Below are 22,907 nucleotides of genomic sequence, written 5' to 3'. Positions count from 1 at the left end.
AAAACGAATAGAAATGAAAAAATCAATTTTTACACTTATTGCTGTATTATGTTTAGTACTTACAGCGAACGCACAACGAGACGGGTCTTTTGATAGGTTACAAATAAAAAAAGTATCTGAAGGAACTGAAGTGGATAGTCTTTTGGCGATTAATTCAAAAGGTCATGTAAAATATATACCACAAAGTAAATTAGCAATACCAGTTCCTGATTTATCTAATTACGTTGATTTAAATTCAAATCAAACAATAACAGGAACAAAAACATTCAACTCAAACATATCTGCTAACAATGTAACATCATCTTCTGGTGCTTTGACTGGTGCAGCCATAATTGCAAGGTCAACTTATCCTAGATTCCAAATTAACGACACCGATGTGAATGGAGGAAATGTTAGTCTGAGGTTAGCAGAGACTCCGTCTTTTTTTGATGTTAATGTTGAATTACCAATTGCTTCAGGTAGGCTGTTATTAGAGAATGGTGACGGTAGTCAGCTAGCAAATGTAAATGCGACTACTTTTGGAAATAAAACCGTTTCAGATTTTTTAGATAACTCAAGCAACCAGTATAATATTCTAGGTTTAAAAGAGTTTACAAACCGAATTACTTTTAATGGTGGTTCTTTAGCTTCAAGACTAGATTTAAAACCATCAACAGCAATTTCTATAAATAGCAGTTATGCGGGTATGCAAACAGATAGCAACGGTTATCTTATGTTTAATACACCTAACTCTAATACTACTAATTTCGCTTTTAACAATAGTAATTTAACTGCTAAAAGAACTTATATTTTACCAGATGCTCCTGGTACACTTTTATTAGATACAGCTTTAAATGCAGAATTTGCGAATAAATTCCCTAATAACGGTTCATTTATTCCTACTATGGTAGATAGTGGAGGCGGTGCTACTTTTACTTACAGCCAACAAACAGGGAAATACAAAATAATAGATAATGTTCTGTTTTTTCAGCTTACTATGGCGGTTACACAAACGGGGTCTGTTTCAGGAATTGTACATATTGAGGGACTTCCGTCTGATGGTAGTGTAATCAATTTAGATAATCTAAACATACAAAGAATAACAAATTCAGCTTTAACTGTTTCTCAATTGAATCAAATAAGGCTAGAAGTGTCTACGTTAGGACATATTTTGTTTAAAGACGTTAAAGGTTCTCTTGTAGACCATTTACAATTGTCGGGTACTTCTGTAATAGAGATTACAGGGTATTATTCAATACAATAAAAAAGTATTTAGGGGATAAAAAGAGTCCCCCAACAATTTAAAAACTTCCTACGGTATTTTAAATTTAGCAACAAAGCCCAGTTGGAGGACATAAAGTCTTCTGATTGGGCTTTGTTTCGTTAATACCGTAGGAGCTTCAAAAATAAGAATAGTAATCAAAAAACGAATAATAAATGAGTAAAAATTATGCAACAGCACCTTTGCCGTTTCAAGGGCAAAAACGGAACTTTATAAAACAGTTTAAAGAAGCTTTAAAAACGTATCCTGAAGATTCAGTTTATATTGATTTATTTGGGGGAAGTGGGTTGTTGAGTCATACCGTAAAACAAGAAAAGCCAAACGTTAAAGTAATATATAATGATTACGATAATTTTAAAGAACGTTTAAAGGCTATACCTGAAACAAATAATTTGCTTTCTGAGATTCGTGTATTGGTAGAGCATATCCCAAATAAGAAGGCTATTACTGATGATGTTAGGTATAAAATATTAGATGTGGTAAAGTCAGCAGACAAAAAGGGGTATGTTGATTACATCACATTGTCAGCCAGTCTACTGTTTAGTATGAATTATGTTCAAAGCTTTGAGGAATTAAAGAAACAACGTTTTTATAATAGAGTTCGTAAAAGTGATTACGATGCGAGTAATTACTTAAATAATGTTGATTTTGTTAGGTATGATTATAAAGAGCTGTTTGAGTTGTATAAAAATAAAACTAATGTAGTTTTCTTAGTAGACCCACCATACTTATCAACTGATTGCTCTACTTACAAAAACTACTGGAGGCTATCTGATTATTTGGATGTATTGAAAGTATTAATGAATACTAACTACTTTTATTTTACATCTAACAAGTCCAGTATAGTTGAGCTGTGTGAGTGGATTGAAACAAATACAGGAGGTAAAAATCCATTTAATCAAGCTGAAGTGGTGTATCATTATAATAAAACGAGTCATAATACAGGTTATACGGATATTATGCTGCATAAAAGATATACAACTACTTCTACTCTTTAAAGTTGTTTTAAACCCCGTTTAAATGAGTCTTAAACGGGGTTATTTTTTTCGGGATTTTTGTATTTTTGGGTGTTCAAAAAAATGAATTTTTCGTTTTGCCGATTATATCATATGAACTTAAATAAGTTGAAAATTAATAATTTATATAGAGAAGAGAAGTTTGCTGAAGCCATTCAATATTTACAAAGAATAGATACCATAGCACCCAATGAACATTACACACAGAAAATGCTAGGGCGTTGTTTTTTCAATCTAAAGAAATATGACGAAGCAAAAAAGTACTTTAATAAAGCTATAAGAATTGATAGATCAGATTTTAAAGCGTATACCTATTTAGGAGACATCAATTTTGAAAAGAAAAAGTTTTATAAAGCTCAGCTAGATTATATGGTGGCAACTTTTGCGGGTAAAGAGCCACGAGATGTTGAGTACTATCAATTAGCTAGAGTGTACGAAAAATTAGGAAACCCAAAAGAAGAGGTAAAGTCTTATAAAAGAGCTTTTGAAGAGAATAGAAAAAATTATAAAGCCTTGTACCAACTAGCTAAAACTAGTGAAGATTATTATAAGGATAAACGAATAGCTTATAAACATTACAAAAATTACGTAAATCGTTTTGAAAGAAAAGATTCAGTTTTAACCAAATATGCAAAAGAGAGAATAAAAGAAATTAAAAAGTACTATTTCTTACAAGGAGAGATTTTACAATAGTATTTAATTTTGTATATTCATCTTAAAATCAATAAGATGAATTCTCGTTGTGTAGCTTTTTTATTTTGTGCTTTACTATATTCTTCTTGTGACTTCTTTTCATATTTAAAAAAAGATAACTCACAAGTTGTAGATACAGTAGTTGACTTTACAAAAGTAGATGAGTACCCTGCTTTTAATAAATGTAAAGATCTACTTGATAAAGCAAAAGCGAATTGTTTTAGAAAAGAAATTCATAAAAGAATAACGACGAGTTTACAGCAACATAATTTTGTTACTAAAAATAGTTTAGATGAAGAAGTTTTAATTGATATTCTAATTAATAAAGAAGGGAAATTTGTTTTAACTGAGGTTACTGCTTCTAGTGTTGTTATGACTCAATTACCAGAATTAGATAGTATAATAAAGTTGGCAATAGAAAAATTACCAAGAATTGCTCCCGCTACCAAAAGAGAAATTCCAGTAGTAACAAAATACCAATTACCTATTAAAATTAAAACAGAATAGTAAATTATAGCTTCAAAAGCTCTTCAACAAAATCACGACTATTAGATAAACGAGGAATTTTATGTTGTCCACCTAATTTTCCTTTTTTCTTCATCCAGTCATAAAACAGGCCTTCACGAGCTTGATGTATCTTAGGCATTGCTAAAGTCATATTATTATAACGCTTAGCTTCATAGTCAGAGTTGCAGCTTTTTAAAGCTTCGTCTAATTCTTCAGTAAAAAAGGTAAGGTTTTCAGGAGCTTTTTTAAATTCAATAACCCATTCATGGGCTCCATTTTCTTTACCGTTCATAAAAATAGGACCAACGGTATATTCTTTAATTTCACAGTTGGTTTTATCACTCGCTACTTTTAAAGCATCCTCAGCGTTTTCAATAATTAACTCTTCTCCAAAAACATTGATATGATGCTTAGTACGTCCAGTAATTTTTATACGATAAGGATTGGTTGAGGTAAACTTAACAGTATCTCCTATTAAGTAACGCCATAAACCACCATTTGTGGTAATAATAATAGCATAATTAATGCCTTTTTTTACTTCAGAAAGAGGAATTGCTTTAGAATTTTCTCCGTTGTATTCGCTCATTGGAATAAACTCGTAAAAAATTCCGTAGTCTAACATTAACAACATTTCGTCAGAATCATTTCGGTCTTGAATAGCAAAAAAACCTTCTGATGCATTATAGGTTTCATAATATTTAAAATCGTCTCTTGGAATGAGTTTCTTATACTGCTCTCTATACGGGTTAAAGTTTATTCCTCCATGAAAATAAACCTCCAAATTAGGCCAAACTTCTAAAATATTATCCTTTCCTGTTTTTTCTAATACTCTATTTAATAAAACTAACATCCAAGAAGGAACACCAACTAAGCTTGTAATATTTTCATGAATGGTTTCGTTAATAATAGCTTCCATTTTTGTTTCCCACTCACTCATTAAAGCAGTTTCTTGCTTTGGAGCTGAGCTAAAATCTGCCCAAAAAGGCATGTTTTCAATAATTATAGCCGATAAATCACCAAAATAACTGTTGTTGTCTTCGTATACAGCAGAACTACCACCTAAACGGAGTCCTTTACCAGTGAAAAGCTTTGCGTTTTCATTGTTATTGATATATAAGCATAACATATCTTTTCCTGCTTTAAAGTGACAATATTCAATAGCTTCATCACTTACAGGAATAAATTTACTTTTTGCATTGGTAGTACCACTTGATTTGGCAAACCAACGTATAGGTGTAGGCCAAAATAAATTTTGCTCTCCTTTTCTACAACGCTCAATAAGTGGTTCAATACTTTCATAACGTTGAATGGGAACGTTGTTGGCAAAGTCAGTATAACTTTTAATTGAAGAAAAGTTTTGTTGTTTCCCAAATTCAGTGTTTTTAGCAGCAGTTACAAGCTTTAGTAGTAGCTCGTTTTGAACATCAATAGGATACTTTAAAAACAACTCTACTTGATGTTTACGCTTTTTTAAGAACCAAGAGATGATTGAATTTATAAATGGAAACGTCATAGATTAACTATTAATTCAATTTTTTTACTGTAATTTTGTGAAGCTAAATGTAACAAAATTTAAGACATGCAGTACCAAGGAGTTTTAAAAAAAATGCCTACCGAGAATTTAAACACTGTTCAATACTATTTAGATATGGGAGTGGATTTTTTGAATATGAATCAGTTATTGAATAAAGAATTAACCTTAAGTTTTGTTACTTACGAGTGTTTAAACTGTCATTTAGAAAAGAAAATATACCGTCAAGGTTTTTGTAAAAAATGTTTTTTTGAAATTCCAACTGCAGGAGTTTGGATTATGCGTCCTGAATTGAGTAAAGCACATTTAGGGGAAGAAGATAGGGATTTAGAGTATGAAAAAAGGGTACAGCTACAGCCACATATTGTGTATTTAGCAAACTCAAGTAATGTAAAGGTTGGAGTGACAAGAAAGCAACAAGTACCCACTCGTTGGATAGATCAAGGAGCGCATGAAGCTATTGAAATTGTAGAAGTTCCTAATCGTTATTTAGCAGGAATTACCGAGGTAGCTTTAAAAGAGCATGTAGCAGATAAAACGAATTGGAGAACCATGCTAAAGAATGATATTAAGGATGAAAACTTGGTTGAGTGGCGTGAGCGATTACAAGAGTTTATTCCTGATGAAGCGAAAGAATACTACATAGCGAATAATACTGAAACGAATATTAATTTTCCTGTTGAAAAGTTCCCTAAAAAGCCTAAAAGTTTGAATTTAGAGAAAGAAGGAACGTATACAGGTAAATTGGTGGGAATTAAAGGACAGTACTTAATTTTTGAGGATGAAACAGTGTTTAATGTTCGTTCTAATGAAGGATTGGTGGTTAAAATTGGGCTATTATAATAGTTCAATTTCTTTCTGAATATTTTTTCGTGCTGTTTCCTCAAACTTTTGGTAAAAGTATTCTGTTTTGAATATATTTTCCATTGTTAAAAAATGCTGTAAAGCTTTTTTACGACCTGAATTATAGATTATATTAGGATAAACTGCATATTCTTTTCGAACATTTTTATAATACTGAGTATATACTTCCCAGCTTTGACCTAAGATAGATAAATCAGCATCTGTAAAGTAGTTAGTGTCTGAATTTTCAGATGTTTTATGAGATTTAGTAGCTAAAATCTGTGAAAAACAATTTTCTATAACTTTATTGGGAATTGAAAGTTGATTCATTCTTTTTACAGCTAACTCAGCACTTTTTTCTTCATTGTTGTTTTTTAAAGAATTATAGATAACATCGTGATAAAACAGTGTGAATAGAATTGTGTTCCAACTACTTATTTTGGTTCTTATAGGAGTTAATTGAAAAAGTAAATTTTCAAGATGTTCTAATGTGTGATAATGTCTTTTTTTACTGGTATAATGCTCTTCTATTTCTTGCCACAATAAAATATTGAAGCTATTATCGTTTGAGTAAGTAGCCAACAAGTTTAAAAAAGTGTTCTTTAACATAAAATGAGTAGAAAGAAAAAGGGTTCATTCGAACCCTTTTTTTAATGTTTTACAGCCACATGATTATCGTTCATTTTCAATTCGCTAAGAACGTTTAGCGCTTCATTTACATAAATATCTTTCTGAAGGTTTTTATGCCATGCAACTCTTTTTTCTTCTAAAACAGTATCCTTTTTAAATAAATTTAACTCATATTTAGGAGAGACAAAAGTTAGATGAGAATCAAATTTAAAAATATCTTTAAACTGTTCTCCTTCTTTTGTTTTAGCTTCGCTTTCCTTTTTAAAAGCATCATAGTTTAAAGAATAGACTCTTTCGTCTTGATTTTTCTTTAACCATTTAGCATAGTCATTTATTTTATTAAACTTTTCGTTATTCATTACACGTTGTTTACTGTTGTATACTACATCAGCAAAGTTACTGTATGAATTCGTAGCAGTATATTTTGCTTGTTGTACCTTATCCCAAGGCAAAGCACCGTCTAAATCACGTTCTCCAAAATCCATATAACTATATCGGGTAGGTAAAGAAATATCAGAATAAACTCCTTCAATTTGAGTAGAACCACCATTAATTCTATAAAACTTTTGAATGGTCATTTTTAAAGCACCTAAATCGTTAGGATATTGTTCATAAAAACGGTTTATAGGTAATACATTTTGTACAGTTCCCTTACCGTAAGTTTGTTTACCACCAATAATAACACCACGCTTATAATCTTGCATTGCAGCAGCAAAAATTTCAGAAGCTGAAGCAGAAAATTCATTTACCATTACTACTAAAGGTCCTTCCCATTGAATTTTTGGATCAGTATCAGCTTTTACCAAAGGATCTTCACCACGATATTTTACTTGAACAATTGGTCCTTTGTTAATGAATAAACCACCAATTTCAATAGCTGTTTTTAAAGACCCACCACCGTTGTCACGCAAATCAACAATTAAACCTTGAACATCTTCTTCTTTTAAACGCTCAATTTCTTTTTCCATGTCTTTAGCAGCATCTCTACGGCTTAAGTCATTAAAATCTATATAAAATCTAGGAAGATTAATAATCCCGTACTTTTTGCCATTCTTTTCAACAATACTTGATTTTACAAAAGTTTCTTCAAGCTCAACTACATCTCTAATAATTGGAATTACTTTAATAGAACCATCAATCTTTTTCTTTACAGTTAAACGTACCTCAGTTCCTTTTTTTCCTTTGATAAATTTTATGGCATCATCTAAACGCATTCCAACAATATCTAAAGGCTCTTCATCACCTTGTGCAACTTTTAAAATAATATCGTCAGCTTCTAATTCACCTTGTTTCCATGCTGGACCTCCAGAAATTAATTCAACAATATGGGTGTAAATTCCTTTTTTTTGCAAACGAGCTCCAATACCTTCTAATTTACCAGACATCTCTTGATCAAAACGTGTTTTAATTCGAGGAGACATATAGGTTGTATGTGGATCAAAGCCGCTTACTACACTGTTTAAAAAAGTAGAATACCAATCAGAGTTCTCAAGTTCACCGATACGCATATATAAATCGTCCATATTTTTTAGGACTTTCTTTCTTGCTTCAGCCTCTAGTTGTTTAAAGCTTTTCTTTTTAAAACTTTTATCCTTTTTAGCTTTTTCGTTTTGCTGGTTTTCGGCGTCTTCAATGTTACTTAAAATAGATAGTTTTAATTGCTTTCTCCAGTAATTCATTAATTCAGTTTCGTTTTTAGCATACGGAACCTTATCATAATCAACATCAATAACCTCTTTCTTTTTATAATTGAAAGGTTGTTTTAATAAGGAACGATAGGTCTTTTTACCAGACTCCATCTTTTCTAAAAAGCGTTGATACACCAATTTGTAAAAATCAATATTTGAGTCTCTTAATTGATTGTCAATTTGATATTTATATTGAGAGAATTCTTTTAAATCTTCTTGAGTAAAATAACGTTTATTAGGATCAAGTCCATCGATAAATGTGTTATATACATGTTCGGAAAAGTCGTCATTTAATTTTTTTTGAACGTAATGATATCGACTTAAAATATTTTTTAAAACGTAAACAATTACACGATCTTTTTCTGGATCGTTGTTAGGAACTGTATTAGAACTAACAGAATTAGAAAATAAAAGTGTGATTGCTAAAAATGGTATAATAAACTTCGTCTTCATAAAATCTTCTGTCTTTTTAATTTGTGTTGAGTCGTTGTGTTGCTAAGCTACTAAAATAATGCCAATTTTTTAGCATTATTACTTTTTATAAATGCCTCTAAAAACTTCTTGAGTCTTTTTATGGTCTTCATTTAGAAGATTCCAAACTTGAGTTACAGAACCATCTTTGTTTTTTGTCCAAGTAACCTGATTATAATAATTGCCTTTATCTTTTTTTATAAGATCACTTTTTAAAGTCATAGAATTATCTTTAAAACTACCTTTTAAAACTAATGAAAAACCAGTGTTATCAATCCAAACCTGATTCCAAGTATTATCTTTTTTATTGTAATAATTGTAGCTAGTCCCTTTATTTTTGGATGTTTTTGAATCCCAATTTTCTTGAATAGCACAGGCATTAGGCGTTTTTATAACATTATTGTGACCAATTAATTTTCCTTCAGTGTTATAAACATTCCAATTTCCGACCCAAAAATCAAATTGGGAATAACCTATTTCGTTACATGGTATTGTGGGGGCGTTTTGTGCTGAAATAATTGAAAAAAAAGAAGAAATTATAAAAATAGTTACATAAACAATAATCCGTACCATAATGCTTGGGTTTGATTACCACAATTTTACACATAAAATGAACCAATTTGTCTTTACAAAATGTTAAAAAAAGAATCCATTTTTTATATTACATTTGTTGTAAAACTTACTTACTATGCAAGATAGACCTTTGATTTTAGTTACGAATGATGACGGAATTACGGCTCCTGGTATTCGTATGTTGATTGAAATTATGAATAAAATAGGGGATGTAGTGGTGGTGGCTCCTGATAGCCCACAAAGTGGAATGGGGCATGCTATTACGGTGAATAATGTGTTACATTGTAACCCTATAACCATTGATGAAGGTCCACAAATAGAGTACAGTTGTTCTGGTACGCCTGCAGATTGTGTTAAAATGGCAAAAAATGAAATCTTAAATCGTACACCAGATTTATGTGTTTCAGGAATCAATCACGGATCCAATTCATCCATCAATGTAATTTATTCAGGAACCATGAGTGCTGCTGTTGAAGCAGGTATTGAAGGGATTCCAGCAATAGGTTTTTCTTTATTAGATTTTGATTGGCATGCTGATTTTAGAGCTGCACGTAAGTTTATAGAAAAAATAGCGTTAAATGTTTTATTAAACGGATTACCTGATGGAGTAATTTTAAATGTAAACATTCCGAAGTTGAAAGAAGACGAAATTAAAGGAGTTCGTATATGTAGACAAGCGAACGGTTATTGGAAAGAAACGTTTGATAAACGTAAAAGTCCGTTTGGTAAAGAGTACTATTGGCTTTCAGGAGAGTTTATTAATAGAGATAAAGGACAAGATACTGATATTTGGGCGTTAGAAAATGGTTTTATATCGGTAGTGCCTGTTCAATTTGATATGACAGCACATCACGCAATTCAAAAGTTACACACATGGGACATATAAAAAAAGAAATACTAATAGGAATCATAGTCTCATTGTTGGCAACAACTTGTGGCTTCTTTGTTTATTTAGAGTACATTTCAGAACTTAGTATTTCAGAAACGATTTCTAAAATAAGAGAAGGAGGGGTATTAGGTTCTTTAATAGCTCTGGCAGCAATACCTAACTTATTTGTTTTTTGGGTGTTTTTAAAGAAAAAACAAGATTACAGAGCAAGAGGAGTGTTAATAACTACAATTGCTGTAGCTTTATTAACAGCATATTTAAAGTTTTTCTAATTTTAATACATGAAATATTACATTCTTGTAGGTGAGGCTTCAGGTGATTTGCACGGAGCTAATTTGATGAAGGCCTTGTTAAAGGAAGATCCGAAAGCTGACATTCGTTTTTGGGGAGGTGACCTAATGCAAGAAGTTGGCGGTACACTTGTTAAACATTATAAAGAGCGTGCTTTTATGGGCTTTGTTGAGGTGTTGATGAATTTACGAAAGATTTTAGGAATGATTTCTTTTTGTAAAAAAGATATTGCTCAATTTAATCCTGATGTAATAATTTTTATTGATAACTCAGGTTTTAACCTTCGTATAGCTAAGTGGGCAAGAAAGCAAGGTTTTAGAACCAATTATTATATATCACCACAAGTTTGGGCAAGTAGGGCAGGTAGAGTAAAAGATATTAAAAGAGATATTGACCAAATGTTTGTAATTCTTCCATTTGAAAAAGAGTTTTACAAAAAGTATGATTATAATGTTCGTTTTGTGGGGCATCCTTTAATTGATGGAATTGCAGGAAGAGAACAAGTTTCTATCGAAAAGTTTAGAAAAGAACACGACCTTGGACATAAGGAGGTTATAGCACTGTTACCAGGAAGTAGAAAGCAGGAAATAACAAAAATGTTATCAGTAATGCTTTCATTGGTAAAAGATTTTCCACAATATCAGTTTGTAGTGGCAGGAGCACCAAGTCAATCGTATGATTTCTACAAAGAAATTATTGGAGATGCCAATGTGAAATTCATTAATAATAAAACGTATGACTTGTTAAGTATTTCACATGCTGCTTTGGTTGCATCAGGTACAGCAACACTAGAGACAGCTTTGTTTAAAGTACCTCAGGTAGTGTGTTATAAAGGAAGTAATATTTCTTATCAAATAGCTAAGCGAATAATAACATTAAAATATATATCGTTAGTAAATTTAATAATGGATAGAGAAGTGGTAAAAGAGTTGATACAAAATGATTTTACCAAAGAAAATTTACAGTACGAACTAACACGTATTTTAGAGTTAGAACATCGCCAGAAATTATTTTTGTCATATTTTGATTTAGAACAAAAATTAGGAGGAAAAGGAGCTTCTGAAAAAACAGCGAAGTTGATTGTTGCAGGAGTGAAAAAATAAAAAAGCATGATAAAAAAAATCTTATTTATATGTATAGTATCATTTTTAATGATTTCTTGTGGATCATCAAAAAATGTAAGTACTACATACCAAACAAGAACAAAAAAAGTAACAAAAGTTAAGAAAAACACACAATTAGCAACAACTAAATCATCAAGCAAAATTACAGTTGCAGATAAAATAGTATGGACAGCAGTTACTTATAAAGGTGTGCCATATCGTTTTGGAGGAATGACGAAAAGAGGAATGGATTGTTCAGGATTGATTTTTACTTCGTTTAAACAACGAAACATGCCTATCGCAAGAACGTCTCACCAAATGTATTTACAAGGAGAAAATATTTCTTTACGAGAAGTTCAAAGAGGAGATTTACTGTTTTTTAAAACCTCAAGAAAAAGAGGAAAAGTAAATCATGTAGGGTTGGTAACTTCTGTAGATAATGGAGATATTCGTTTTATACATTCAACTACATCACGAGGAGTAATAGTAACCTCGCTACATGAGAATTATTGGAAACGAGCTTTTATTAAAGCAAAACGGGTGTTGTAAAATGTTAAGAAATCAAATATAGTTTTTAGCATAAACATAACCTTTAGTTAAAGATAAAAATAATTTAATACTTTTGGAGAACCCTCTTAAATCTCTATAAAGTAAATGAAAATATTAGATGTAGTAATAATTGAAGATGAAGATTTAGCAGCAACTTCTTTAGAAAACTTATTGCAGAAAAGTCCTTATCCAATTTCTGTAAAAAAGCGGTTGGAAAGTGTAGAAGATTCAATTCTTTGGCTTAAAGAAAACACTTGCGATTTAATTTTAAGCGATATTCACCTTGGAGATGGTTATAGCTTTGAAATTTTTGAAAGATTGAAAATTTCAATTCCTATTATTTTTACAACAGCTTTTGATGAGTATGCCATCAAATCATTTCAGTTTTTTGCTATAGATTATTTATTAAAACCCTACAGTGAAGAGCTACTTAATAAAGCCATAGAAAAATATGTAAACCTTAATGAGAATAAAGGATACACTGATAAGCTTGAGCAATTATTGTTACAAATGAACAATAAAATACAGCATCAAAAAGAAAAAGAACGCTTTTTGGTGTCAAAAGGAAGTTTATCTATTTCTATTAAAAGAGAGGAAGTCGCTTATTTTATGGCGCAAGGAAAGTACTTGTTCTTGTTTACTTTTGATAACGAAAGTTACCTTTATGATGGAACAATTTCTAGTTTAGAAGAAGAACTATCTGAAAAATACTTTTTCAAGATTAATAGAAAATATATTATTCAACATTCAGCGATTAATAATATATCAAAATATAGTAATAATCGTATAAAAATAGAATTACAACCAAACTTAAATGTAGAAGAGATGCTTTTAGTAAGTGCTCAAAGAATTAAAGAGTTTAAAAAATGGTTGGATAATTAGTTCTTATGAAGTTTCCATTAAAAAAAAGAAAGCATCAATACTACCTGCTGGTAAGTGTATCGTTAATAATATTATTTTTTATTGGATACGAATTAATAACAAATAAAATTACGTCAGAAGCAGAGAGGTTAGTAGAAGAAGCAACAACTCAAAACGTAAGAGAGAAGAAAGGAATATTACAATTTGATTTTAACGAGTTTGATAAGTTTATTTCAGGAGCAGAAAAGATTATAGATAACAGTACTGTATTAAAGAGAGAGCAACTTAAAAATCGATTGGTTTTTAATAGCGAGCTAGCTTTTTCTGAGGAAATTATTGATGCTAGTTTTATTTATTTTTTTAAAGAAAATGAGGCCGTATATACTTCTTTTTTAGGAGAAAAAAAACTTGAAAAAGAAATCCTACATAGGATTAGAAAATTAAAAAAAGAAAATCAGGTTTTTGAAGTAGTATCAACACAAAAAGATACTACGTATTACCAGAAAATTATTGTAAGAAAACAATCAGACAATACTACAATAGTATACGGCTACAGTATTAATTTATTAAAATATTGGAATTATTTTTCACAAAAATATAGTGTTTATGGAGGGTATGTTATTGTAACAGACAAAACAGGTGTTTGTATGTTGCATCCAGATACTAATTACATTGGAAAATATGAAAAGACATTTTTTAATACTATTTCACCCCAAAATATAATTAAAAAAACGAAGAGTAATGAATTGAAAAATAATGGGCCAATAAAAGTAACAGTAAAATCAGAGTATTTAAACCTAGAAGTGGTAAGATATTATGATGTGTTACAAGTAGGTAACTCTGAGTTAATTTTAATAACAAGTTTCCCTTTAAATATTTCAATCAGAGAATCTGTTAACGATATTAAACAATATTTATTATGGATGAGTTTGTTGGCATTACTAACCTTTATGTTAATATTAGCTTTTTCTCGAGGTCAACTAAGGAGTCAATATTTAAAAACGCTTCAGTACGAACAAGAAAGAAAACGATTGGCTATTAGTAACGAGCAATATCAACAAAAAAACGCACGATTACAATTAAGTCAATTACGAAAAAAGCTGAATCCTCATTTTCTATTCAACACCCTAAATTCTTTACATGTTTTAATAGGAGTAGATAAAAAAATGTCTCAGCAATTTGTATTAAAACTTTCAGAGGTATATAGGTATTTGTTAAAAGAAAGAGAAGCAAACTTGGCTACAGTAAAAGATGAATTACATTTTTTAGAGCAATACTTCTTTTTGCAAAAAATTAGATTTAGTAATAGTATAAATCTATCTGTTGTAGATAATAGTGGAGGAAAAGCTTTATCAAAAAAAATACCTTTTTTAGCATTAGAAACATTGGTTGAGAATGCTATTAAACATAATGAAATAACAAAAAAAAATCCTCTTTTTATTAAAGTTTTAATTGAAGAAGACCAGATAATAGTAAGTAACAATTATAATCCAAGAAAAAATAAGAAAGAAGCAAGTTATAGCGTAGGCTTAGGGTATTTAAGTAATTTCTACGCATTTTATAACGTAAAATCATTTAAGACAGAGGTTTTTAATGAAGATTTTAAATGTTATATGCCTTTGTTGTCAAAATAATAAAATTCACTCCTTTATAAAGTAACTTCACTCTCATTTAGTTTTAATCAAACATCTTCATTTCTACATTTGGTTTCTTCTTAATAACAACATAATTTATGAAGGGGCATTCTCAAATGAAGAACATTAATTTAAAAGTACTTAGTTTATTCTTGGTGTTTTTTACCACAATGGTAGCAGCACAAAAGAAAGAAGAAGAAAAAACAGATACTATTAAAAGTACTAGTAAAGTTTCGTACAAGAAATTACAAAAAGAGGGAAACAAAAAAGAGGGACTGTTTAATATTTACAGATTAAAAGAAGACATCTACTTTGAAATCTCAGATTCATTGCTTTCAAAAGATTTTTTAATAGTAAACAAAATATCTCAAGTTCCTTATGCTTTAAACGGGCATGGATTAAATAAGGGTATGGCCTATGAAACTAAATTAATTAGGTTTTATAAAGATACCGTATTAAATAAAGTGTGGGTAAAAACAATTAACCCAAGAGTAACTTCACCAAAAAATAATGCAATAACTCGTTCAGTACGTAATAATTTTGGAGAATCTATTGTAGAAGAGTTTAAAATAGAGTCAGAAAACGAAAAGAAAACATCAGTATTAATTAAAGTAAACAGAGTTTTTAACGGTAAAGATAAAACCTTTAATGACTTATTGTCAAATATTGGCTTAGGCGGGAGTATTAAGACAAAACTATCTAAGATAGAGAAATTAAAAACTTTTTCTAAAAACATTGTAGTAAAATCTCTTTTAACAACCAGTGTATCTGAAGGAAAAAGTGCAGCACTACCTCTGTCAATTGGAGTTACAACCAATATAGTTTTGTTACCAACAAATATAATGAAGCCACGTTTTGGAGATAAAAGAATAGGATATTTTAGTAAGCCTATGGATTATTATTCTGATAGTCAGCATGAAGTAGAACATCGTGAATTAATTACACGTTGGAGGCTTGAGCCCAAAAAGAAAGATGTAGAGAAATATAAAAAAGGAGAATTAGTAACACCAAAAAAGCAAATTGTTTATTATATAGACCCAGCAACACCAAAAAAATGGGTGCCATACATAAAAAATGGAGTATATGATTGGAATAAAGCTTTTGAGCAGGCTGGGTTTAAAAACGCAGTAGTTGTAAAAGAGGTTACTAAAGAAGATAAAGATTTTGATATTGATGATGTTCGCTATTCGGTAATTACCTACGTGGCATCAGAAAGACAAAATGCTATGGGACCTTCTATAGTTGATCCAAGAAGTGGAGAAATTTTAGAATCAGATATTATTTGGTGGCATAATTTAATGAAAGGATTACACCAATGGATTCGTGTTCAAACAGGACCTATAAATCCAGAAGCAAGAGCTAATGTTTTTTCTGATAAAATAATGGGAGAATCTATTAGATTTGTATCTTCTCATGAAGTGGGGCATACTTTTGGATTAAAACATAATATGGGGGCTTCTTTTAGTTATCCAGTAGACTCGTTAAGATCAGCTAGTTTTACCAAGAAAATGGGAGGTACAGCACCATCTATTATGGATTATGCTCGTTATAATTATGTAGCCCAACCAGGTGATAATGTAACCGAAATTAGTCCAAAAATAGGAGTGTATGATAAGTATGCAATCAACTGGGGATATCGTTGGTTAGATATAAAAACACCTCATGAAGAGTTGCCCATATTAAATCAATGGATACGAAAGCATGAAAACGATCCAATGTATTTTTATGGTCCACAACAAAGAAATATTATAGATCCAAGATCTCAAAGTGAAGATTTAGGAGATGATGCTGTGAAAGCAAGTAAGTTTGGGTTAGAGAACTTAAGAAGAATAGTTCCAAACATTATTAAATGGACGTATGAAGAAGGAGAAGATTATTATAAGGCAGCAAAGCTTTATAAAGCGGTGATTGATCAATGGCAACTATACAGCGGACATGTAATGGCAAACATAGGGGGTATATATATAAATAACACAATACATGGAGATGGTAAAAACACTTTCGTTCCAGTACCAACCAAAATACAAAAAGAAGCACTCGATTATATCATAAAAGAAACAATTTTACCACAAAAATGGTTGTTTGCTCCAGATCTTATACACAAAGTATATCCAGTAAGAGACGCTCCTGATGGTGAACGTTTTTACTCTCCAATTTCCATGCACCGTGCTTATCAAACAAATATGATTTATCGTTTAATCGAAACAGACAGATTAATGCGAATTATAGAGAACAAAGTACTGGCTTCAGACAAAAATGATGTGTTTACAGAAGAGTACTTATTCAATGAACTTTTCGAGGCTATTTTTAAGAAAACGATTAATAACAAACCTATAGATATGTTTGATCGTATGACCCAGAAAAATTACGTGGATGTATTAACAGTAGATAGAAATATATTATTAAAGAAAACTAAAGAAACAAACTTAAAAAGTAAGAACTTCAAAAATGTACATTTCTCTTATATACCAAGGGTATCAGACGTAGGTTCAAACAAGAGAGCTGAATTAGAAAGAATCTTAAAATTATTAAAAAGAAAAAGAAAGAAAGGGGACAAGGCTACTCAAAATCACTACAATGATTTAATAGCTAGAATTGAATATAATTTGAATAATTAAGATGATGAACAAAAAAATAATTTACTTACTGCTTCTTATACCATTTTCGGTTTTTGCACAAAACACAAAAACGATTAGTGGAACGGTAATAGACGAAGCTAGAAATGAAACTTTACCGGGGGTTAGTATCTACGCTTCAACCAAAGTAATTGGTAACAAAACGAATATAGAAGGAGTTATTCAAGCTTCAATGATTGGAACAACTACTGATTTCGACGGAAATTTCTCTTTTAAAGCACCAAAGGAAACAAAATATATTATAATATCATATATAGGTTTTGAAACAGAGAAAATAAATGTAGAAAATAGAAGTACAGATATGATAATAACACTAAAAGAAAAGGAAGAGCTTTTAGGGGAAGTTATCGTAACAGGTTATCAAAAAATAGAGAAACGTAAAATTACGTCGTCGTTTGCAAAAATTAAAACAGATGATGTTAAAAGAGCAGGAACAGCTAATATTGATCAGATGCTTTCTGGAGAAATTTCAGGAGTACTTGTTCAACCAACTAGTGGCGCTCCTGGTGCACCCGCTAAAATTCAAATTAGAGGTACTTCAACTTTAAACGGTTCTTCTGATCCTTTGTGGGTTTTAGATGGAATTCCTTTACAAGGGAATGATATCCCTAAAGATTTTAGAGATAAAGATAATATTGATAACTTAAAATCTTTTCCAATTGCAGGAATCAATCCTGAAGATATTGAAGAAATAACAGTTTTAAAAGACGCCTCTGCAACCTCTATTTATGGAGCAAGAGCTGCAAACGGAGTAATTGTAATTACGACTAAAAAAGGTAAAGAGGGGAATATGAGGATAAACTTTAATGCGAGCACATTCTTAACTTTACGTCCTGATTTTGATAGGTTAAACTTGATGAATGCTTCTGAGAAAGTAGATTTTGAATTAGGTTTAGCTCGTAGATCAGACTTAACTTATCAAAGTGAAAGAGGAGAAGTTTCTCGTATTTTACAGGCCTATGGAGAATATAATAATTTCCAAAATAATGGTTTTTCAAGTATAAATCAGTTAGCTCAGAATGCAATTAATAGCTTAAGAAACAAAGATACTAATTGGGGGAATGAGTTGTATCAAGCGGCAATAAATCAACAATACGGATTAACACTTTCAGGTGGAAGTGAAAAATCAAGATATTACTTCTCTTTAGGGTATTTTGATGAAGAAGGAACAACAAAAGGTACTGGTTTAAATAGATACAATCTTACGTTTAAAAATGACTATGATGTAAATGATAAATTAAATGTAGGAGTGTCTGTTTTTGCAAGTAGAAATAAAAGCACATCATATATTACTGGTGCAGATGCATACACTAACCCAGCAAATTACTCAAGAAGAGTAAACCCTTATTTCACTCCATACAACGCAGATGGAGGTTATAATTATGACCCAGACTTGATTGAAAGATCAGATTTAAATTTAAAATACAATCCATTAGAAGAAAGACAAAATACAAATCAAGAGTTAACATCTTATTCTATTAAACCAATAATTGATCTTACATATAAGTTTGATAATGCTTTAACATTATATACTCAATTAGGTATGCAGTTTGACTTTGATCAAACTGAAAAATTTGGAGATAAAAACAGTTACTACACTAGAAAATATAGATTTGGCTCTAGATACCAAGATGAAGACGGTAACGATGCCTTTTTTATGCCAGAAGGAGGTATTAATCAAAACTGGAATAGTGATGCTTTTCAATATAATTGGAAAACAACATTAAATTATAACACTTCTATAAATAATATTCATGAAGTTGATGTAATGTTAGGTACCGAGTTTAGAGAGGATAAACGAACTGAAATTCATACAAAAGGATTTGGTTTTAATACAAATACTTTAAGAACTATACCTATAACAGACGAAAGAGCTTTAGGAAATGAATTGTTTAACCCATATAAGAAAACAATTAATGAAAATGCTTACGCTTCTTTCTTCGGAACAGCTTCTTACACTTATGATAGAAAGTATACAGTATTTGGAAGTTTACGATATGATGGATCAAACTTATTTGGAGTAAATCCAGAGTTTAGGTACTTACCATTATGGTCTGTTGCAGGTTCTTGGAATGTAGCTAGAGAAAGCTTTTTTGATATAGATGCTGTTAATGAATTTAAAATAAGAGGTTCATACGGGGTACAAGGAAATATAGACAAATCAACATCTCCCTTTGTAGTAGGGAATTATAAAGATGAAATTATTTTACCAGGGAATTCTGAACAAGGAATTAATGTAATATCTGCCCCTAACAAAGATTTACGTTGGGAAAAAACAATCTCATCAAATGTAGGGTTTGACTTAGGCTTATTTAATAATAGATTATACGTTTCAGCAGATTATTATTATCGTAAAAGCTCTGACTTAATAGGATTACAAGCAATACCACTAGAATCTGGCTTTAATTTTATTAATACCAATTGGGCAACATTAAATAATAAAGGTGTTGAATTAGCAATAAACTCTAGAAATATTGTCAAAGAAGATTTTAAGTGGAGTACAAGCTTTAATATATCACATAACAAAAATACAGTAGAAAGAATTCAAACCAAAGAAAACGATTTTAAACCTTCTTTATTAGGATACGGAGTAAATGCAGTTTTTGCAATAAAAACAGCAGGTTTAGATAGTAATGGTTTGCCTCTTTTTTGGAAAGATGGAAAAAAAGTAACCGCAGTAGATTTTTATAATCTATCAGAGGGGGTTGATGGAAGCCAGTTAACAAGAGAAGAGCATAGAGATTTATATACTTATGTGGGTAATGGAGATCCTGAATTTAGTGGAGGTTTCATAAATAAATTCCAGTACAAAGATTTTAGTTTAAGTGTTGCAACCAATTTTAACATAAACCAAACTATAAAGCGAACACCTTCGTATCATCCAACGCAAATAAGCCCAACACATAATTATAATAAAGAAGTTTTAAAGGCAGGTACAGGGAATTATCCAGCTTTTATAGGAAGTGCAACACCAGGTTTTGAAACAGATTTAGTGTATAGTTGGTATCATACTTACGATACAGGTAATACATACAGAGATTTAGATATTTGGGTAGATAAAATTTCATACATAAGAATTAATAGTATAAAGTTTGGATACAATGTACCAAGCAGATATTTAGAAAGTATGAATGTTTCAAGATTAAGCTTTAACCTAGAAGGAAGAAACTTATTTGTTTTCGGAACAGATTATGACGGATATTTTGATCCAGAAACCTTTGGTAGTCCATATTCTCAACCAATACCAAAAATTATTTCTTTTGGATTTAATCTTTCTTTTTAAAAAATACAGTAATGAAAAAACATATATACATATTATTAATTAGCATAGTAAGCATCGTTTCTTGTGATGATTACTTAGATATAGAACCGGTAGGACAAGTAATACCAAAATCGGTTGAAGATTACAGAAGCTTTTTAACAACAGCTTATGCAACAGAAAAAAACAACCATATATTAACTACTTATAGAGCAGATGAGCTTCAATTAACTAAAGCATCTTTTGCGTCTGAACTGTACGAAGATCTTTTTATTTGGAATGATGCCAATGCGTCACCACTAACAACACCTTTTTCGTATGCTAGTTTCTATAAAATAATTTTTCATGCAAACCATGTTATAGAAAAAGAAATAGAAATTACTGGAGATGCAGCAGCAATTACCCAATTAGTTGGAGAAGCTTACGCTTTACGAGCACTACAATATTTTCAGTTAATTAATTTGTATGCAAAGGCATATGATACAACAACAGCAGGGAGTGATAATGGAGTCCCTATAGTTACTGAATATAACTTAGACCAAAAGTATGACATTCAATCAGTAGAAGAAGTATATACGCAAATATTAAGTGATCTTTCTAATGCCGAAGCACGTTTAAATATAGAACAGCAAGCTTCTGGTTTTAACTATAGATTTTCAAAAATCGCCTTAAAAAGTCTAAAAGCTAGAGTGTATTTGTATAAAAAGGAGTGGCAAAAAGCTATTGACGCAAGTAAAGAAGCTTTAGCTATAAAAAATACAATACAAGACTTAAATTCAGATAGTTCTATGATGCCTTCAGAGTTTAATTCAATAGAATCTATTTTGGCATTAGACATAGTATCTTCTAATAATATCACTACCGATGCTTCTATTTCTGATCAATTTTTAAATAAATATGATAGAATAAACGATTTAAGATTTAATATTTACTTTAAGAAAGACGGAACAGTATACAGAGCTGCTAAAACAGCTGATATTAAGTATAAATCAACCTTCAGAGTAGCTGAACTATATTTAACCTTAGCAGAAGCATATACACAATTAAACGAATTAACATTTGCAAAAGAACAACTGTTAGTATTAATAAAGAACAGATATACACCAGCTAAAGTTGCAACTTATACTACTTATATTAATTCATTAACAAAACAACAGTTATATGAAGAAATATTAGACGAGCGTGCACGTGAATTTGCAATTGAAGGGCAACGTTGGAATGACTTAAAAAGAACTACGCAACCTGAAATAATAAAGTGGTACGAAGGAAAAAATTATACCTTAAATAAAAATGACAGTAGGTATGTCGTTCAGTTTCCAAACGATGCTAAGATAAATAACCCAAATTTTTAAGATAAAAATATCCGGCAAGTATCAAACGGATAAAAATAAATTGATACTTAATTACTAATTATTTAAATATTTACATTATGAAAAAAGTTTTCCCTTTTTTGTCTTTAATTATTGCACTTGTAATAGTAAGCTGCTCTAGTGATGATAACGATAAAGTAGTACAATCATCTTTAAACAGTATTACAAGTTTTAAAATAAACTTTGAAGGCTTAAGTGAAGATGATGTTATATACGATTTAGGAAATAACATTACAATAAGTGTTCCTTTTAAAACAGATATTACAGGTTTAGTTCCTAATATTACCATATCAGATAAAGCTACTATTTCACCAGCCTCAGGAGAAGCGGTAAATTTTGTTGATGGTGAAGCAATGCCTTTTACTGTTACTGCAGAAAATGGTGATGAGAAAGTATACAATGTTACTATTAATATTCGTGGAGAAGTAGGTAGTGGTTCAAAAATAAAGTCATACAAAGAAGCATCTTCTACTTTTGGTGACATTTTAATAGAGTATAGATATGATGAGGTTTCAAACTTTGTTAAATCGTATGATTATACAGAAGGAGGAAATAAAACAACTTTTGATTTAATTTTTAATGATAAAAATCAAATTATAGAGAAAAGATCAGATGATGATAATGTTGTAACTTATACATATAATGATTTAGGTTTAATTGCTAGTGCTGTAGAGAAAAAAGAAGGTAAAGCTCTCTATTCGTATACATATACTTATGATGATAATCAAAGATTAGTGAAAAATGTTAGAGAAACAAAAGAAGATGGTAGTATAACTAATACATCGTACACGTATAATAAAGAAGGAAATGTAGCTAGTTTAACTATTGGTACAGAAGAATACAAAAGTACCTATGATAAAAAGAACAATCCTTTTAAAGGAATCTATCCAGAAGCGTTCGCTAAAATTAATATTAGTGCAAGTTTGAATGGAGTAAATGTTAATAATCCAATAAAAGGAACTTTTTCTTACGATACTGACGTAACAATTGAATATAATACTGATGATTATCCAGTAACAGCATCTTATGTGTTATTTGGAACATATAACTTTGACATTACGTACACTTATTTTGATTAATTGATTATTCCCCTAGTTAAGCA

At 30.5% G+C, this 22,907-nt stretch carries 19 protein-coding genes; 15 read left to right on the top strand and 4 right to left on the bottom strand.

The annotated features are described in order from the left end of the window. Window positions 1-13: 13 nt before the first annotated feature. The 4 genes from ABMY20_RS12575 to ABMY20_RS12560 all read left to right on the top strand — a co-directional run bounded on the left by ABMY20_RS12575 (window position 14) and on the right by ABMY20_RS12560 (window position 3,477). Entirely contained in the window at window positions 14-1,243 is a 1,230-nt protein-coding gene (locus ABMY20_RS12575) for a hypothetical protein (protein WP_349265439.1), read from the top strand. Between the two features lie 173 nt (window positions 1,244-1,416). Further along, complete coding sequence (locus tag ABMY20_RS12570) at window positions 1,417-2,259, top strand: DNA adenine methylase (RefSeq protein WP_349265438.1); 843 nt, start codon at window positions 1,417-1,419, stop codon at window positions 2,257-2,259. 81 nt (window positions 2,260-2,340) lie between these two features. Further along, window positions 2,341-2,970 (top strand): tetratricopeptide repeat protein, encoded by a 630-nt coding sequence (locus ABMY20_RS12565; protein ID WP_349265437.1) that lies wholly within the window; start codon window positions 2,341-2,343, stop codon window positions 2,968-2,970. A gap of 36 nt (window positions 2,971-3,006) precedes the next feature. Continuing rightward, on the top strand, window positions 3,007-3,477 hold the full coding sequence (locus ABMY20_RS12560) for a hypothetical protein (RefSeq protein ID WP_073184394.1): 471 nt from the start codon (window positions 3,007-3,009) through the stop codon (window positions 3,475-3,477). Window positions 3,478-3,481: 4 nt separating this feature from the next. Here the strand turns inward: ABMY20_RS12560 and ABMY20_RS12555 are convergent, their stop codons facing one another. Continuing rightward, window positions 3,482-4,990 carry a GH3 auxin-responsive promoter family protein gene (locus ABMY20_RS12555; protein WP_047790535.1) on the bottom strand — a complete coding sequence of 503 codons (1,509 nt, stop codon included), beginning with the start codon at window positions 4,988-4,990 and terminating at the stop codon, window positions 3,482-3,484. A 66-nt stretch (window positions 4,991-5,056) separates the two neighbouring features. Between ABMY20_RS12555 and ABMY20_RS12550 the strand changes: the two genes are divergently transcribed. After that, the gene (locus tag ABMY20_RS12550) at window positions 5,057-5,851 is read left to right on the top strand and encodes a DUF2797 domain-containing protein (protein ID WP_349265436.1); all 795 of its coding nucleotides are present in this window, start codon (window positions 5,057-5,059) and stop codon (window positions 5,849-5,851) included. Here ABMY20_RS12550 and ABMY20_RS12545 read toward each other — a convergent pair. The 3 genes from ABMY20_RS12545 to ABMY20_RS12535 all read right to left on the bottom strand — a co-directional run bounded on the left by ABMY20_RS12545 (window position 5,846) and on the right by ABMY20_RS12535 (window position 9,213). Next, window positions 5,846-6,460 carry a hypothetical protein gene (locus ABMY20_RS12545; protein WP_349265435.1) on the bottom strand — a complete coding sequence of 205 codons (615 nt, stop codon included), beginning with the start codon at window positions 6,458-6,460 and terminating at the stop codon, window positions 5,846-5,848. The genes ABMY20_RS12550 and ABMY20_RS12545 overlap by 6 nt on opposite strands. A gap of 41 nt (window positions 6,461-6,501) precedes the next feature. Beyond that, on the bottom strand, window positions 6,502-8,622 hold the full coding sequence (locus ABMY20_RS12540; RefSeq protein ID WP_349265434.1) for a carboxy terminal-processing peptidase: 2,121 nt from the start codon (window positions 8,620-8,622) through the stop codon (window positions 6,502-6,504). Window positions 8,623-8,700: 78 nt separating this feature from the next. Beyond that, on the bottom strand, window positions 8,701-9,213 hold the full coding sequence (locus ABMY20_RS12535) for a hypothetical protein (protein ID WP_349265433.1): 513 nt from the start codon (window positions 9,211-9,213) through the stop codon (window positions 8,701-8,703). A gap of 115 nt (window positions 9,214-9,328) precedes the next feature. Between ABMY20_RS12535 and surE the strand changes: the two genes are divergently transcribed. The 10 genes from surE (at window position 9,329) to ABMY20_RS12485 (ending at window position 22,884) form a co-directional block, all read left to right on the top strand. Then, a complete protein-coding gene (surE, locus tag ABMY20_RS12530; protein ID WP_047790531.1) occupies window positions 9,329-10,099 on the top strand; it encodes a 5'/3'-nucleotidase SurE in 771 nt (256 codons plus the stop codon). Next, window positions 10,087-10,374, top strand: coding sequence for a hypothetical protein (locus ABMY20_RS12525; RefSeq protein ID WP_349265432.1), 288 nt, complete (start codon window positions 10,087-10,089; stop codon window positions 10,372-10,374). The genes surE and ABMY20_RS12525 overlap by 13 nt, the downstream gene beginning before the upstream one ends. A gap of 9 nt (window positions 10,375-10,383) precedes the next feature. After that, window positions 10,384-11,496, top strand: coding sequence for a lipid-A-disaccharide synthase (gene lpxB, locus ABMY20_RS12520; protein ID WP_047790529.1), 1,113 nt, complete (start codon window positions 10,384-10,386; stop codon window positions 11,494-11,496). A gap of 6 nt (window positions 11,497-11,502) precedes the next feature. Continuing rightward, window positions 11,503-12,045, top strand: coding sequence for a C40 family peptidase (locus ABMY20_RS12515; protein ID WP_349265431.1), 543 nt, complete (start codon window positions 11,503-11,505; stop codon window positions 12,043-12,045). Window positions 12,046-12,150: 105 nt separating this feature from the next. After that, on the top strand, window positions 12,151-12,927 hold the full coding sequence (locus ABMY20_RS12510; RefSeq protein ID WP_159615642.1) for a LytTR family DNA-binding domain-containing protein: 777 nt from the start codon (window positions 12,151-12,153) through the stop codon (window positions 12,925-12,927). Between the two features lie 5 nt (window positions 12,928-12,932). Beyond that, entirely contained in the window at window positions 12,933-14,540 is a 1,608-nt protein-coding gene (locus tag ABMY20_RS12505) for a histidine kinase (RefSeq protein ID WP_349265430.1), read from the top strand. 98 nt (window positions 14,541-14,638) lie between these two features. Then, window positions 14,639-17,158, top strand: a complete 2,520-nt coding sequence (locus ABMY20_RS12500; RefSeq protein ID WP_349265429.1) for a zinc-dependent metalloprotease — start codon at window positions 14,639-14,641, stop codon at window positions 17,156-17,158. A 1-nt stretch (window position 17,159) separates the two neighbouring features. Further along, a complete protein-coding gene (locus ABMY20_RS12495) occupies window positions 17,160-20,459 on the top strand; it encodes a SusC/RagA family TonB-linked outer membrane protein (RefSeq protein WP_349265428.1) in 3,300 nt (1,099 codons plus the stop codon). Window positions 20,460-20,470: 11 nt separating this feature from the next. After that, entirely contained in the window at window positions 20,471-21,787 is a 1,317-nt protein-coding gene (locus ABMY20_RS12490; protein ID WP_349265427.1) for a RagB/SusD family nutrient uptake outer membrane protein, read from the top strand. 77 nt (window positions 21,788-21,864) lie between these two features. Then, on the top strand, window positions 21,865-22,884 hold the full coding sequence (locus ABMY20_RS12485; RefSeq protein ID WP_173360962.1) for a DUF4595 domain-containing protein: 1,020 nt from the start codon (window positions 21,865-21,867) through the stop codon (window positions 22,882-22,884). Window positions 22,885-22,907 lie beyond the last annotated feature (23 nt).

It is taken from the genome of Tenacibaculum sp. SSH1-16, from assembly GCF_040104435.1.
GTDB classification, from domain to species: domain Bacteria; phylum Bacteroidota; class Bacteroidia; order Flavobacteriales; family Flavobacteriaceae; genus Polaribacter; species Polaribacter mesophilus.
Note: the sequence above shows the minus strand (reverse complement) of the source record. Positions and strands in the feature narration are given on the sequence as shown.